This is a genomic window from Streptomyces sp. NPDC048295 (genome assembly GCF_040652135.1).
In the GTDB taxonomy this organism is placed as follows: domain Bacteria; phylum Actinomycetota; class Actinomycetes; order Streptomycetales; family Streptomycetaceae; genus Streptomyces.
In genome coordinates this window covers 105389-119423 of record NZ_JBEZLL010000005.1, presented here as the reverse complement: position 1 = coordinate 119423, position 14035 = coordinate 105389, and the positions used below count along the sequence as shown (strand labels likewise).

14 protein-coding genes are annotated in these 14035 nt (G+C 71.7%); 10 read left to right on the top strand and 4 right to left on the bottom strand.

Translation table 11 applies throughout. The features are described 5' to 3' along the window. Positions 1 to 50 precede the first annotated feature (50 nt). Entirely contained in the window at positions 51 to 1034 is a 984-nt protein-coding gene (locus AB0D53_RS09135; RefSeq protein WP_362442313.1) for a hypothetical protein, read from the bottom strand. 242 nt (positions 1035 to 1276) lie between these two features. Between AB0D53_RS09135 and argC the strand changes: the two genes are divergently transcribed. Genes argC through AB0D53_RS09110 form a run of 5 tightly spaced genes read left to right on the top strand, consistent with a single transcriptional unit; the run spans position 1277 to position 6095 of the window. Then, the gene (gene argC / locus AB0D53_RS09130; RefSeq protein ID WP_362442310.1) at positions 1277 to 2305 is read left to right on the top strand and encodes an N-acetyl-gamma-glutamyl-phosphate reductase; all 1029 of its coding nucleotides are present in this window, start codon (positions 1277 to 1279) and stop codon (positions 2303 to 2305) included. Then, positions 2302 to 3456 (top strand): bifunctional glutamate N-acetyltransferase/amino-acid acetyltransferase ArgJ, encoded by a 1155-nt coding sequence (gene argJ / locus AB0D53_RS09125; protein WP_362442307.1) that lies wholly within the window; start codon positions 2302 to 2304, stop codon positions 3454 to 3456. The genes argC and argJ overlap by 4 nt, the downstream gene beginning before the upstream one ends. Further along, a complete protein-coding gene (gene argB / locus AB0D53_RS09120) occupies positions 3453 to 4355 on the top strand; it encodes an acetylglutamate kinase (protein WP_362442304.1) in 903 nt (300 codons plus the stop codon). The genes argJ and argB overlap by 4 nt, the downstream gene beginning before the upstream one ends. Next, positions 4352 to 5548 (top strand): acetylornithine transaminase, encoded by a 1197-nt coding sequence (locus tag AB0D53_RS09115; RefSeq protein WP_362442301.1) that lies wholly within the window; start codon positions 4352 to 4354, stop codon positions 5546 to 5548. Before argB ends, AB0D53_RS09115 begins: the two co-directional genes overlap by 4 nt. A 10-nt stretch (positions 5549 to 5558) precedes the next feature. After that, positions 5559 to 6095, top strand: coding sequence for an arginine repressor (locus AB0D53_RS09110; protein ID WP_072484461.1), 537 nt, complete (start codon positions 5559 to 5561; stop codon positions 6093 to 6095). Between the two features lie 24 nt (positions 6096 to 6119). Here the strand turns inward: AB0D53_RS09110 and AB0D53_RS09105 are convergent, their stop codons facing one another. Together AB0D53_RS09105 and AB0D53_RS09100 are read right to left on the bottom strand one after the other, a co-directional pair. Next, positions 6120 to 6821 carry a L,D-transpeptidase family protein gene (locus AB0D53_RS09105; RefSeq protein ID WP_362442297.1) on the bottom strand — a complete coding sequence of 234 codons (702 nt, stop codon included), beginning with the start codon at positions 6819 to 6821 and terminating at the stop codon, positions 6120 to 6122. 55 nt (positions 6822 to 6876) lie between these two features. Further along, complete coding sequence (locus tag AB0D53_RS09100) at positions 6877 to 7476, bottom strand: pyridoxamine 5'-phosphate oxidase family protein (RefSeq protein ID WP_362442294.1); 600 nt, start codon at positions 7474 to 7476, stop codon at positions 6877 to 6879. A 284-nt stretch (positions 7477 to 7760) separates the two neighbouring features. Here AB0D53_RS09100 and argH point away from each other — a divergent pair, with 284 nt between their 5' ends. The 3 genes from argH to AB0D53_RS09085 all read left to right on the top strand — a co-directional run bounded on the left by argH (position 7761) and on the right by AB0D53_RS09085 (position 11259). Then, positions 7761 to 9194, top strand: a complete 1434-nt coding sequence (argH, locus tag AB0D53_RS09095) for an argininosuccinate lyase (protein ID WP_362442291.1) — start codon at positions 7761 to 7763, stop codon at positions 9192 to 9194. A gap of 115 nt (positions 9195 to 9309) precedes the next feature. Continuing rightward, on the top strand, positions 9310 to 10281 hold the full coding sequence (locus AB0D53_RS09090) for an aldo/keto reductase (protein ID WP_362442288.1): 972 nt from the start codon (positions 9310 to 9312) through the stop codon (positions 10279 to 10281). An 84-nt stretch (positions 10282 to 10365) separates the two neighbouring features. Then, positions 10366 to 11259, top strand: coding sequence for a sigma-70 family RNA polymerase sigma factor (locus AB0D53_RS09085; RefSeq protein ID WP_362442285.1), 894 nt, complete (start codon positions 10366 to 10368; stop codon positions 11257 to 11259). On the opposite strand, the gene AB0D53_RS09080 is transcribed toward AB0D53_RS09085, so the two are convergent. Further along, entirely contained in the window at positions 11249 to 11782 is a 534-nt protein-coding gene (locus tag AB0D53_RS09080) for a hypothetical protein (protein WP_362442282.1), read from the bottom strand. The genes AB0D53_RS09085 and AB0D53_RS09080 overlap by 11 nt on opposite strands. Before the next feature lie 83 nt (positions 11783 to 11865). Between AB0D53_RS09080 and AB0D53_RS09075 the strand changes: the two genes are divergently transcribed. Both AB0D53_RS09075 and AB0D53_RS09070 read left to right on the top strand, forming a co-directional pair. Beyond that, positions 11866 to 12417, top strand: coding sequence for a helix-turn-helix domain-containing protein (locus tag AB0D53_RS09075; RefSeq protein ID WP_362442279.1), 552 nt, complete (start codon positions 11866 to 11868; stop codon positions 12415 to 12417). Then, positions 12414 to 13958 (top strand): MFS transporter, encoded by a 1545-nt coding sequence (locus AB0D53_RS09070; protein WP_362442276.1) that lies wholly within the window; start codon positions 12414 to 12416, stop codon positions 13956 to 13958. The genes AB0D53_RS09075 and AB0D53_RS09070 overlap by 4 nt, the downstream gene beginning before the upstream one ends. Positions 13959 to 14035 lie beyond the last annotated feature (77 nt).

Here is a 14035-nt window from a genome sequence, read left to right as displayed (position 1 = left end):
GCACAAACGCGGGCGCCATGGCCGAGAGCCTGCGACCAGTCGCTCGTCGCTCAGAGCGAGGGGGCCCAGGGGTCGTCGTACGGTTCGGGCTCCTCGGGGTGGAGCATGCGGCGAACGCAGCGCAGGAGTCCCGGTTCACCGGATCCGGCGGCGGCGGTCATCCAGGGCAGGGCGTCCATGGCGCGGGCGCGTTCGTCTGTGGCGAGCGTGTCAACAGTGGCGTGCAGGTCGTCGGGGGCGGGTTCGCCGGTGAGACAGAGCCAGCCGATCGTGGCGGCCAGGCGGACTTCGGGGGCCTGTGTCCGGTCCTGCCACCGCTCGCGGATCCACGCGGTGGTCGGCGGGTGCGGGTGGGCACGGGTCGTCTCCGCGGTGGCGAGGATCAGGGCGGCGCGGACCATGGGGTCCTGCTCCGGGGTGAGCCGGGTGGCGAAGGCGGTTCGGACCGTGTGGTCGGGGTCGGCCGCGGTGGCGAGGGCGTAGGCCGCGTCGATGCGGAGGGTGGGGTCGGAGTCGTCGAGGAGAGGCAGAAGCGCGGGGGTTTCGGTGGTGATCGCGGCTCGGGCGGCGGTCACCGACCAGCCCGCCGGGTAGCCGGTCACCTCGACGCCGTAGTCGTCGTAGTCGTCGGGGGCGTGGCGCCGAGGGTCGGTGCGGTGGAGAAGGAGTTCGTCGCGGGAGGCGACGCCGAAGTGCCGTGCGCGGGCCGGGCAGGAGAGTACGCCGAGGGCGTCGGCACGGTGTGGGTGATGGATATCGATGGCCATGGGGATCAGGAACGGTACGGCGAGGGCGGCGGCGGCCCGGCTGTCATTGGCACACAGGCCGCCCAGCAGGCCCGTCGCGTGGCGAGCGGGGCCGTCGCCGGTGTGCAGTAGGTGAACGGCCTCCCGGGCATCGTCGCCGTGGGGGAAGTTCCCCCACGGGACAGCGCCGAGGAGGAACCCGCGCTCGGTCTCGGGCCGGATGCCGGCCACCACGGCCCGCACATCGAACGCGCCTCCCACGAACGAGGCCGGATCCGCTCCGTCCACCAGCGCCCGGCACATCGCGAACGTTGGATCGGTCCGCCAATCCCCCACACCACACCCCCGTCATCGAAACCCCAGAGACTCGATCATGCCTTCCCCGACCGCCCCCAGTGGCCGGCTGCCGGGCATCCGGGGCACCGCCCGACACGCCTGTCGCGCACGGTCACAACACGAATGGCGAGTCCTCAAGCTTTGCATAAAAGTGCATAGCTGCGTATAGTCATGCCATCGACGAGGAGGTTTCGATGGTGGTACGCGCAGCAGTGGCAGGGGCGAGTGGATACGCCGGCGGGGAGCTGCTCCGCCTCCTGCTGGTTCACCCCCAGGTCGAGATCGGGGCACTCACGGCCAACTCCAACGCCGGGCAGAAGCTCGGCGCGCTCCAACCGCACCTGCGGCCGCTCGCCGACCGGGTGCTCCAGCCGACCACCCCCGAGGTCCTCGCCGGGCACGATGTCGTCTTCCTCGCCCTCCCGCACGGACAGTCCGCCGCCGTCGCCGAGCAGCTCGGTGACGAGGTGCTGGTCGTCGACATGGGTGCCGACTTCCGGCTCAAGGACGCGGCGGACTGGGAGAAGTTCTACGGCTCCCCGCACGCCGGTACCTGGCCCTACGGCCTGCCCGAACTGCCCGGCGGGCGGTCGGCGCTCGCCGGTTCCAAGCGTATCGCCGTGCCCGGCTGCTACCCGACCGCCGTCTCGCTCGCGCTCTTCCCGGCGTACGCGGCCCAGCTGGCCGAGCCCGAGGCCGTGATCGTCGCCGCGTCCGGCACCTCCGGGGCGGGCAAGGCGGCCAAGCCGCATCTGCTCGGCTCCGAGGTGATGGGCAACATGTCCCCGTACGGCGTGGGCGGCGCCCACCGGCACACCCCGGAGATGATCCAGAACCTCAGCGCGGCGGCCGGGGAACCGGTCACGGTCTCCTTCACGCCCACCCTGGCGCCGATGCCCCGCGGCATCCTCGCCACCTGCAGCGCGAAGGCCAGGTCCGGTGTGAGTGCCGAGTCCCTCCGCGACGTGTACGAGAAGGCGTTCGCCGACGAGCCCTTCGTCGAGCTGCTCCCCGAGGGGCAGTGGCCCGCCACGGCGTCCGTCCACGGTTCCAACGCCGTACAGATCCAGGTCGCCTTCGACGAGGCGGCGGGCCGGATCATCGTGATCAGCGCCATCGACAACCTCGCCAAGGGCACCGCCGGCGGCGCACTGCAGAGCATGAACATCGCCCTCGGACTTCCCGAGGACACAGGTCTTTCCACGATCGGAGTCGCACCGTGAGCGTCACGGCAGCACAGGGGTTCTCCGCGGCGGGCATCGCCGCGGGAATCAAGGAGAGCGGTAACCCGGACCTGGCCCTCGTGGTCAACCACGGTCCGCGTCGCGCCGCCGCGGGCGTCTTCACCTCCAACCGCGTCAAGGCCGCCCCCGTCCTCTGGTCGGAGCAGGTGCTCAAGGGCGGCGAGGTCACCGCCGTCGTGCTCAACTCCGGCGGTGCCAACGCCTGCACCGGCCCGAAGGGCTTCCAGGACACCCACGCCACCGCCGAGAAGGCCGCCGAGGTCCTCACGGGCCACAACGCGGGTGAGATCGCGGTCGCCTCGACCGGGCTGATCGGCACCCTGCTCCCGATGGACAAGCTGCTGCCCGGCATCGAGAAGGCCGCCGCGGCCCTCAGCGAGCACGGCGGCGAGAAGGCCGCCATCGCGATCAAGACCACCGACACCGTCCACAAGACCGCCGTCGCGGGCGGCGAGGGCTGGACCGTCGGCGGCATGGCCAAGGGCGCGGGCATGCTCGCCCCGGGCCTCGCCACCATGCTGGTCGTCCTCACCACCGACGCCGACGTGGACGCCGCCGGACTCGACTCCGCGCTGCGCGCCGCCACCCGCACCACCTTCGACCGGGTCGACTCGGACGGCTGCATGTCGACCAACGACACGGTGCTGCTGCTGGCCTCCGGGGCGAGCGGAATCGCCCCGGACCAGGCGGAGTTCGCCGAGGCCGTACGGACCGTCTGCGCCGATCTCGCCCGCCAGCTCATCGGTGACGCGGAGGGCGCCTCCAAGGACATCCGGATCGAGGTCGTGGGCGCCGCGACCGAGGACGACGCCGTCGAGGTGGGGCGCTCCATCGCCCGTAACAACCTCCTCAAGTGCGCCATCCACGGCGAGGACCCCAACTGGGGCCGGGTCCTCTCCGCGATCGGCACCACGAAGGCCGCCTTCGAGCCCGACCGGCTGAACGTCGCCATCAACGGCGTCTGGGTCTGCAAGAACGGCGGCGTCGGCGAGGACCGCGACCTGGTCGACATGCGCTACCGGGAGGTCGCGATCACCGCCGACCTCGCGGCCGGCACCGAGTCCGCCGTCATCTGGGCCAACGACCTCACCGCGGACTACGTCCACGAGAACAGCGCGTACAGCTCATGAGCGCGGCGCGGAAACACACCGCACTCCCGAAGGCGCAGATCCTCATCGAGGCGCTGCCCTGGCTGACCCGGCACAACGGCAAGACCGTCGTCATCAAGTTCGGCGGCAACGCCATGATCGACGACGAGCTGAAGGCGGCCTTCGCCCAGGACGTGGTCTTCCTGCGCCAGGCCGGCCTCAAGCCCGTCGTCGTGCACGGCGGCGGCCCGCAGATCAGCGCCCAGCTCGACAAGCAGGGCCTGGTCAGCGAGTTCAAGGCGGGCCTGCGCGTCACCACGCCCGAGGCGATGGACGTCGTACGGATGGTGCTCGCCGGGCAGGTCCAGCGCGAACTCGTCGGCCTGCTCAACCAGCACGGCCCGCTCGCCGTCGGCCTGACCGGCGAGGACGCCCACACCATCACCGCCGTCCAGCACCGGCCGACCATCGACGGCGAACTCGTCGACATCGGCCGGGTCGGCGAGATCACCGCCATCGACACCGGCGCGATCCAGGCACTGCTGGACGACGGCCGGATCCCGGTCATCTCCTCCATCGCCCGCTCCGCCGACGACAACCACGTCTACAACGTCAACGCCGACACCGCGGCCGCGGCACTCGCTGCCGCGCTGAACGCCGAGACGCTGATGGTCCTCACCGACGTCGAGGGCCTCTACGAGGACTGGCCCAACAGCGACGACGTGATCAGCCGGCTCACGGCGGCCGAGCTGGAGAAGCTGCTGCCGGAACTCTCCAGCGGCATGGTGCCGAAGATGCAGGGCTGCCTGCACGCCGTGCGCAACGGCGTCGAGACCGCCCGCGTGATCGACGGCCGGGTCCAGCACTCGATCCTGCTGGAGATCTTCACCGACGAAGGAATCGGCACGATGGTCGTGCCCGACGCGCAGGGGGAGTCATGAGCAACCAGGAGCTCGCACAGCGCTGGAGCCACGCGCTGATGGACAACTACGGGACCCCGAAGCTGTCCCTGGTCCGCGGCGAGGGCGCCCGGGTGTGGGACGCCGACGGCACCGAGTACCTCGACTTCGTCGGCGGGATCGCGGTGAACGCCCTGGGCCACGCCCACCCCGCCGTCGTCGAGGCCGTCTCCACCCAGATCGCCTCCCTCGGCCACGTCTCCAACCTCTTCATCGCCGAACCGCCCGTCGCGCTGGCCGAACGGCTGCTCCAGCTCTTCGGCCGGAGCGGCCGCGTCTACTTCTCCAACTCGGGCGCCGAGGCCAACGAGGCCGCGTTCAAGATCGGCCGGCTGACCGGGCGGACCCACATGGTCGCCACCGACGGCGGCTTCCACGGCCGGACCATGGGCGCGCTCGCGCTGACCGGCCAGCCCGCCAAGCGCGACCCGTTCCTCCCGCTGCCCGGCGACGTCACGCACGTCCCGTACGGCGACGCGGACGCCCTGCGGGCCGCCGTCACCACCGACACCGCGCTGCTGATCATCGAGCCGGTCCAGGGCGAGAACGGTGTGGTCGTGCCGCCCGCCGGATATCTGGAGGCGGCCCGCGAGATCACCCGGGCCACCGGCACCCTGCTCGTCCTCGACGAGGTGCAGACCGGCATCGGCCGTTGCGGCCAGTGGTTCGAGCACCAGGCCCACCAGGGCGTCGAGCCCGATGTCGTCACCCTCGCCAAGGGCCTCGGCGGCGGACTGCCGATCGGTGCGACCGTGGCCTTCGGCCCGGCGGCCGAGCTGCTGAAGCCGGGCCAGCACGGCACGACCTTCGGCGGCAACCCGATCGCCTGCGCCGCCGGACTCGCCGTTCTGGACACCCTGGCCGCCGACGGCGTCCTGGACCGGGTCAAGCGGCTCGGCGAGAGGATCAGGGACGGCGTGGAAGGTCTCGGTCACCCGCTGGTATCCCATGTCCGAGGCTCCGGACTGCTGCTGGGTATCGTGCTCACCGAGCCCCGCGCGCCCCAGGCGCAACAGGCGGCTCAGAGCGCCGGAATCCTGGTGAACGCACCCGCCCCCGATGTCCTTCGGCTCATGCCGCCGCTGATCATCGGCGACGCGGAAGTGGACGCGTTGATCCAGGCACTGCCCGGCGCTCTCGACGCGGCACAAGGGGACGGACGATCCGGAGAATGAGGCGACGACGATGACCGAGGCGCAGGAAACCGAGTACGGCGGGCCGTCCGTGCCGCAGACCCGCACCGCACGCCACCGCCGGATCGTGGACATCCTGAACCGGCAGCCGGTGCGTTCGCAGAGCCAGCTGGCCAAGCTCCTCGCCGACGACGGGCTGAGCGTCACCCAGGCGACGCTCTCCCGCGATCTGGACGAGCTGGGCGCGGTGAAGATCCGCAACACCGGTGGCGAGCTGATCTACGCGGTGCCCAGCGAGGGCGGATTCCGCACCCCGCAGGCACCGCTGGGCGGGTCGGCGAAGGAGGAGCGGATGCGGCGGCTCTCCGCCGAACTGCTCATCTCCGCGGAGGCATCGGCCAACCTCGTGGTGCTGCGCACCCCTCCGGGCGCGGCCCAGTTCCTCGCCTCGGCCATCGACCAGGCCGAACTGCACGACATCCTCGGCACCATCGCGGGCGACGACACCCTGATGCTGATCAGCCGTGATCCGGCGGGCGGTCAGGCACTCGCCGACCATCTGCTGCGACTGGCGCAGAACGAGCGCTGAACGGACCGGTGTCGCCGGCCTCCGTCAGTAGCGCGTGATCGCGGTCGGGCCCGAGCGGGTCCCGATCGCGATGTGCGGACGGCGGACCGGGTCCACCCAGTCGAGGATCCGGTCCATCGCGGCCGCCGGTACGGAGACGCAACCGGCGGTCGCACCACGCCCGTTGACGTGGAGGAAGATTCCGGCGCCGCGACCCCGTACCGGCCGTTCGTAGTTGAAGCCGATGACGAGCGCGCGGGCGTACTGCGTCGGATACGCGATCAGATGCTCCGCCTCGCCCGCCCGGCAGTCCTCGGGACGCGGCTCCACCCAGCGGTTGTAGGCCCGCGCCGCGTTGTCCTGGCACCACCACGACCGGTCGTTGACCCGGCGGTAGGGATGGACGGTGCCGGCCGGTGCGGGCTTGATCCCGAAGGCGTACGGCAGGTCGTACAGGCCGGTGGGGGTGGTGTTCGTGCCCTGCTCGCGCGACGCCCCCTCGGCCAGGCCCTTCGCACCGAACCTGGCGGGCGTGGACCCGCCCTTCACCCAGACCCCCCGGCGCAGGTTCCACCAGGTGACGGTGCCCGTGGTGGAGCCCTCGGCCGGGGCCTCGGCCGTGATCAGCTGACTGCCGCCGCCGGTGTCGGCCATCCGGGCCGGGAGCGCCGGGGCGGCGGCGGGCCGGGCCGCGACGGAGCCCGCCAGCGCGAGCAGTACCGAGAAGGTCACCAGGGATCTGCGCATGCCCGGACGGTAGACCCTCCGCCCGGCCGCCACCCGCGGTTCTGCTCCGTACGGCTCAATCGCGTCCCGCCCGCGGCAGCGGCGGCAGCGGCAGCGGCAGCCCCGGGAGCCCGTCGATGCTCGTCGCGATGTGCTCCTTCTTCTCGAAGTAGGCACTGAGCGAGGCGTCGTCCTCGCGGGCGAAGCGCCGGGCGTGCAGCGGCCGGTCCTCGTCGTACGACATGAACGGCACCCCGAAGCCGCAGGTGTCCCGGATCAGCTCGGCCCGCACCACGATGACGGCGCGCAGCCCGTGGAGGTCGGGGTTCACGTCCGGGAAGTGGGCGAGCAGCGCGCCGAACCGCGGATCGTCGCGGAAGACGGGCTCGCCGCGGCCGTGCACCCGCACGATGTTGGGCGGCCCCTGGAAGGCGCACCACATCAGCGTGATCCGGCCGTTCTCACGGAGGTGGGCGACGGTCTCGGCATTGCTGCCCGCGAAGTCCAGGTAGGCCACGGTCAGCCCGTCGATCACGGCGAACGAACCGCTGACTCCCTTGGGGGAGAGGTTGACCGTGCCCTCGCCGTCCAGGGGTGCCGTCGCGGTGAAGAAGATGTGCTGCTCTTCGATGAAGGTCCTGATCCGTCCGTCGATGCGTTCATGTGTTTTCCCCATGGTGGCCATTGTCGGCCCCGACTCCGGTGCGGGCGAGGTGATTTCACCTGGTGGGACGTTTGTTCCGGGGTGCCGGGCGGCAGTCGCGTCTTTGACAAAACATGCATTGCTCTGCATAGTTATGCCTATCGGTGATCGCGCCGTACGGAGAGACCGGTGACCGGGCGGAAGCCCGGGAGGCGTGACCTCGCCCGATCCCCAGCAGTTACGTCTCCGCCTCCCCGGCCCTCCGCACGGGGAGGCGGCCGCACACCCACCACCCTGTTCTTCCCGAGGAGCACGCAGTGAGCAACGGCAACGGCAACAGCGACGTACGCCTCTGGGGCGCCCGCTTCGCCGACGGTCCGGCCGAGGCGCTGGCGAAGCTGTCCGCCTCCGTCCACTTCGACTGGCGGCTCGCGCCGTACGACATCGCCGGTTCCCGCGCCCACGCGCGTGTGCTGAACAAGGCGGGCCTGCTCACCGGGGACGAGCTGAGCCGCATGATCGCCGGTCTCGACCAGCTCGAAGCCGATGTCGCCGACGGCTCCTTCACCGGCACCATCGCCGACGAGGACGTCCACACGGCGCTGGAGCGCGGACTGCTGGAGCGCCTCGGCCCCGACCTCGGCGGCAAGCTGCGGGCGGGCCGGTCCCGCAACGACCAGATCGCCACCCTCTTCCGGATGTACCTGCGCGACCACGCCCGGATCATCGGCGGCCTGGTCGCCGAGCTGCAGGGTGCGCTGGTCGGCCTCGCCGAGGCGCACCCGGACGTCGCGATGCCCGGCCGTACGCATCTGCAGCACGCCCAGCCGGTGCTCTTCGCCCACCACGTCCTGGCCCATGCGCAGTCCCTGTCCAGGGACGCCGAGCGGCTGCGCCAGTGGGACGAGCGGACCGCCGTGTCGCCGTACGGCTCCGGCGCCCTGGCCGGGTCGTCCCTCGGCCTCGACCCGGAGGCGGTCGCCGCCGACCTCGGCTTCGAGCGCGGGTCCGTCGGCAACTCCATCGACGGAACGGCCTCCCGCGACTTCGTCGCCGAGTTCGCCTTCATCACCGCGATGATCGGTGTGAACCTCTCCCGGATCGCGGAGGAGGTCATCATCTGGAACACGAAGGAGTTCTCCTTCGTCACCCTGCACGACGCCTTCTCCACCGGCTCCTCGATCATGCCGCAGAAGAAGAACCCGGACATCGCCGAGCTGGCACGTGGCAAGTCCGGCCGCCTGATCGGCAACCTGACCGGCCTGATGGCCACGCTCAAGGCGCTCCCGCTCGCGTACAACCGCGACCTCCAGGAGGACAAGGAGCCGGTCTTCGACTCCTGCGACCAGCTGGAGGTCCTGCTGCCCGCCTTCACCGGCATGATGGCCACCCTCACCGTCAACCGCGAGCGCATGGAGGAACTGGCCCCGGCCGGCTTCTCGCTCGCCACCGACATCGCCGAGTGGCTGGTCAAGCAGGGCGTGCCCTTCCGCGTCGCCCACGAGGTCGCCGGTGAGTGCGTCAAGGAGTGCGAGCAGCACGGCATCGAGCTCGACCAGCTGAGCGACGAGCAGTTCGCCAAGATCTCCGAGCACCTCACCCCCGAGGTCCGCACGGTCCTCGACGTGGCCGGTGCGCTGGCCTCCCGCAGCGGCCGCGGCGGTACGGCCCCGTCGGCCGTGGCCGTCCAGCTCGCCGAGGTGAAGGCCGACCTCGCCACCCAGCAGGCCTGGGCCACCGCGAAGAACTGAGCACGGCAGGGACGGCATCGGGGCGGGGAGCGGCCAGTACGCTCCCCGCCTTCCGGTTTCCGTGAGCTGGGTTACGTTGACGGGGGAGCACACCCGACCGACGAGGAGCCCAACGATGCCTTTCGCCCGGCTGGCCACAGCGACCACACCGACCGCCCACATCGGGCTCGGCCTGGCGGCGGTCGGCAGGCCCGGCTACATCAACCTCCACCGCGACCGTGATCTGCCCGCCGACCGCAGCGTCGCGGCGATGCGCGAACGCACCCACGAGCTGCTCGACGCCGCCTACGCACAGGGCGTCCGCTACTTCGACGTGGCCCGTTCCTACGGCCGTTCGGAGGAGTTCCTGGCCGACTGGCTGACCGCGCGGCCCGAGGCCGACGACGTCGTCGTCGGCAGCAAATGGGGCTACACCTACACCGCGGCATGGAGCGTCGAAGCCGAGGCGCACGAGGTCAAGGACCACAGCCTCGCCACGTTCCTGCGCCAGCGGGCCGAGACCGATGAGCTGCTCGGCGACCGCCTCGACCTCTACCAGATCCACTCGGTCACCGCCGACAGCCCGGCCCTCACCGACAAGGAGCTGCACGCCCGGCTGGCCGCGCTCGCCGCGGAGGGCATCAGCATCGGTCTTTCGGTCAGCGGCCCCGCCCAGGCGGACGCGATCCGCGCCGCCCTCGCCGTCACCGTCGACGGCGAGCCGCTCTTCAGCACCGTCCAGGCCACCTACAACGCCCTGGAGACCTCGGCCGGGGCGGCGCTCGCCGAGGCGCATGCCGCCGGACTCACCGTGATCGTCAAGGAGGCCATGGCCAACGGGCGGCTCGCCGGTACGGAGGCCCCCGCCGTGGTCCGGGAGATCGCCGCCGAAGCCGGCCTCGGCAGCGACGCGGTGGCGATGGCGTTCGTACTGCACCAGCCCTGGGCCGGGGTCGTGCTCTCCGGCGCGGCCACCGTCGACCAGCTCTCCGGGAACCTGCACGCGCCCCTCGTGGACCTCGACGAGGAGCGGCGCGCCCGCCTCGACGCACTGGTGGAGGAGCCCGAGGCGTACTGGCGCCACCGCGCCGGGCTGCGCTGGAGCTGACCCAGGAGCGCCGGCCGCCGTCCGTCACATCGGCGGGGTTCCGTACGTCAGTGCTGTGACGGCACACGACGGAGGAATGCGACTGTGGACGGACATGAGTTCCTGGCGGAGCGCTTCGAGGAGAACCGGAGCCGGCTGAAGGGCGTGGCCTACCGGATGCTCGGCTCGACCAGCGAGGCGGAGGACGCCGTCCAGGAGGCCTGGATCCGGCTCGGCCGCTCCGACGGCCTGGCGATCGAGAATCTGGGCGGCTGGCTGACGACGGTGGTCGGGCGGGTGTGCCTGGACATGCTCCGCTCCCGCCGCTCCCGCCGGGAGGAGCCCCTGGACACCGGGGTTCCCGAGGAACACGCCGGTGGTCCGGACCTCGGCGGCCGGCCGGGCACCGACCCCGAGCAGCAGGCGCTGATGGCCGACTCGGTCGGGATCGCGATGCTCGTCGTGCTCGAAACGCTCGACCCCGCCGAGCGGCTCGCCTTCGTGCTGCACGACATGTTCGCCGTGCCCTTCGACGAGATCGCCGGGGTCGTGGACCGCACCCCGGCCGCGGCCCGGCAGCTCGCCAGCCGGGCGCGGCGCCGGGTGCGGGGCGCGGAGCCGGGCCCGGACCCCTCTCTCGCCCGCAGGCGCGAGGTCGTCGCCGCCTTCCTGGCCGCCGCCCGCGACGGCGACTTCGAGGCCCTGGTGGCTGTGCTCGACCCGGACGTGGTGGTGCGGTCCGACACCGGCGGGGGCGGTGCCCCGGCCCTGGTGCGGGGCGCCGGGACGGTGGCCCGTCGGGCGACGATGTTCGCGCCGTTCGCGCGGTCGTCGCAGCAGGCACTGGTCGACGGGAAGCCGGCCGTCATCGCGGCGCGCGAGGGCGGGCGCTTCGCGGTCATGGTCTTCACGGTCGTCGGGGGGAAGGTCGTCGAGCTGTCCGTGATCAACGACCCGGCCCGCCTCCCCGGCCTCGATCTGACGGTCCTCAACGACTGACGGGCCCGGCCCGGCCGCTGCCGTCCGCCCACGCCGCGAGCGCCGCGAAGTCGGACGGCAGCAGTCCGGTCCAGGGGTCGACCCGGTGGAGCAGCGCCTCGGCGACCCCCTGGCCCAGGACCCACCGCCGGTCCTGCTCGGCGATCTCGTCGTCGACCCAGGCGAACGGCCGGCCGGCCGCGTACTCCACGACGTACTGCGTCTTCCAGTACGTGCCGTCCGGCGCGCTGCCGTGCATCGAGGGCCAGTCGATGTACGGCAGCGGGGGCAGCCCCAGCCGCGGCCCTATCCAGACGTTCGCCTCGTCCTTCCAGGTCGTCGCCCAGACCAGCTCGTACCGGCCGGCCAGGGCCAGCAGCGACTTGCCGTGCTCCGGGTTGAGGAGGACGGGAAGCGGATGGCCGTGGTCCCACCCCGTCGGCCGCGTCAGGTGCTTCGCATAACCATCCGGTGGCCGCGGGTGCGCGAGCGCCGCGTAGGGATTGAGCGGACCGTCGATGTCGATCAGCAGCAGCGGCTTCATGGCGCCATGGTCCTCCCTCCCCGCAAGGATGGGCACGCCTTTCTGGTGAGACATTGATGTCTCATATGGTCTATGCTCGTCTCATGAGTCTCGACCGTGAGCAGGTGCTGCGCAGCGCCGCCGCTCTGCTGACCCGCAAATCGACCGCCACCATGGACGAGGTCGCCAGAGCCGCAGGCATCGGGCGCGCCACCCTGCACCGGCACTTCGCCGGGCGGGACGCCCTGGTCAGAGCGCTGGAGAGCCTGGGTATCCAGGAGGTCGAAGCGGCCCTGGACGCCGCCGCGCTCGACGAGGGCCCCGCGCAGGACGCGCTGCGCCGCTTCGTCGCGGCCGTCGAGCCGAGCGCCGGACTGCTCTCCTTCCTCGTCACCGAGAACCAGCTCTTCGAGGGCGAAGGGCAGAACGAGGGCTGGAACCGCCTCGACGCCCGGGTCTCCGCCTTCTTCCGGCGCGGCCAGGAGCGCGGCGAATTCCGGATCGACCTCACCCCCGCCTGGCTGACCGAGGCCCTCTACGGGCTCATCTCGTCCGCCGCCTGGGCCGTCCAGGACGGCCGGGTCGCAAGCCAGGACTTCCAGTACATGATCGTCGAGTTGCTGCTCGGCGGTGCACGCCGGAGCGTGGAGCAATGAGCCGTATCGCACAACAGGTGGAAACCCCGAACGAGCTGCACCGCCCCGGGCGGTGGCTCGCCCTGGCCGTGCTCGTCCTCGCCGTACTGCTCGTGGCGATCGACGCCACCGTCCTCGGCCTCGCGACCCCCTTCCTCACCGAGGACCTCGAACCCACCGGCACCCAACTCCTGTGGATCGGCGACGTCTACTCCTTCGTCATCGCCGGACTCCTGGTCTCGATGGGCAGCCTCGGCGACCGCATCGGCCGCAAGAAGCTGCTGCTGTTCGGAGCGACGGCGTTCGGAGCGGTCTCGGTGCTCAACGCCTACGCGCACACCCCCGAGATGATGATCCTGGCGCGGGCACTGCTCGGTGTCGCGGGCGCCACCCTCATGCCGTCCACGCTCGCCCTGATCCGCAATCTCTTCCACGACCCGCGCGAGCGCAGCCTGGCCATCGGCATCTGGGGAGCGATGGCCTCGGCGGGCGCGGCCGTCGGACCCGTGGTCGGCGGACTGCTGCTGGAGCACTTCTGGTGGGGCTCGGTCTTCCTGATCAACCTGCCGGTGATGGCGGTCCTCGTGGTCGTCGGCGCCAAGATGATCCCCGAGTCCAAGAACCCCGCCCCGGGCCCCTGGGACCTGGTCAGCGTGGCGCTCTCCTTCATGGGCATGATCGGCGTCGTGTACGCCATCAAGGAGCTGGCGGCGCACGGCCCGAGCATCGGGACCATTGCCGCGGGTCTCGGCGGCGTGGCCGCACTCTGCTGGTTCGTACGCAGGCAACTCACGCTGCCCGCGCCCCTGCTGGACATGCGGCTCTTCCACCACCGGGGCTTCTCGGGCGCGGTCCTCGCCGACCTGCTGACCATCCTCGGCCTGTCCGGGCTGGTCTTCTTCCTCTCCCAGTTCCTCCAACTGGTGCAGGGGCGGGGCCCGCTGGAGGCCGGTCTCGCCGAACTGCCCGCGGCGGTCGGAGCGGTCGTCGCGGGTCTGATCGCCGGCCGGGCGGCCCGGCGCTTCTCGGTGCGCTCGGTGGTGACCGGCGGTCTCGGGGCGATCGGCCTGGCGCTCGCCGCGGTCACCCTGATCCACAAGGAGACCGCCTACCCGCTGATCGGCGCGGTGCTGCTCATCGTCGGAGTGGGTGCGGGCTTCGCCTTCACCGTCACCTCCGACGTGATCCTCTCCAGCGTCCCGAAGGAGCAGGCGGGCTCGGCCGGCGCGGTCTCCGAGACGGCGTACGAACTCGGCGCGGCCCTCGGCATCGCCCTGCTCGGCTCCATCGTCACCGGCGCCTACCAGACCTTCCAGTCGCCTGCGGGCACCCCGCCGGCCAACGCCGCCGCGGCGCACGAATCGCTGGGCGGCGCGGTCGAGGCGGCCCACGGTCTGCCGGCCCAGCAGGCACAGGCGCTGCTCGCCGCGGCGCAGGACTCGTTCGTCGAAGGACTGCGGCTCGCCGCGGGGGTCGGCGCGGCGGTCCTGCTGGCGACGGCCGTCGCCGCCTGGTTCCTGTTGCGCGGTCAGAAGCTGGAGGACGGCATCGTGCACCAGTAGCCCGCCCGGACGCGCGAAAGGGCCCGTACCACCGGGAAACCGGGGTACGGGCCCTTCCGTATGTCCTGCCGTCGGCG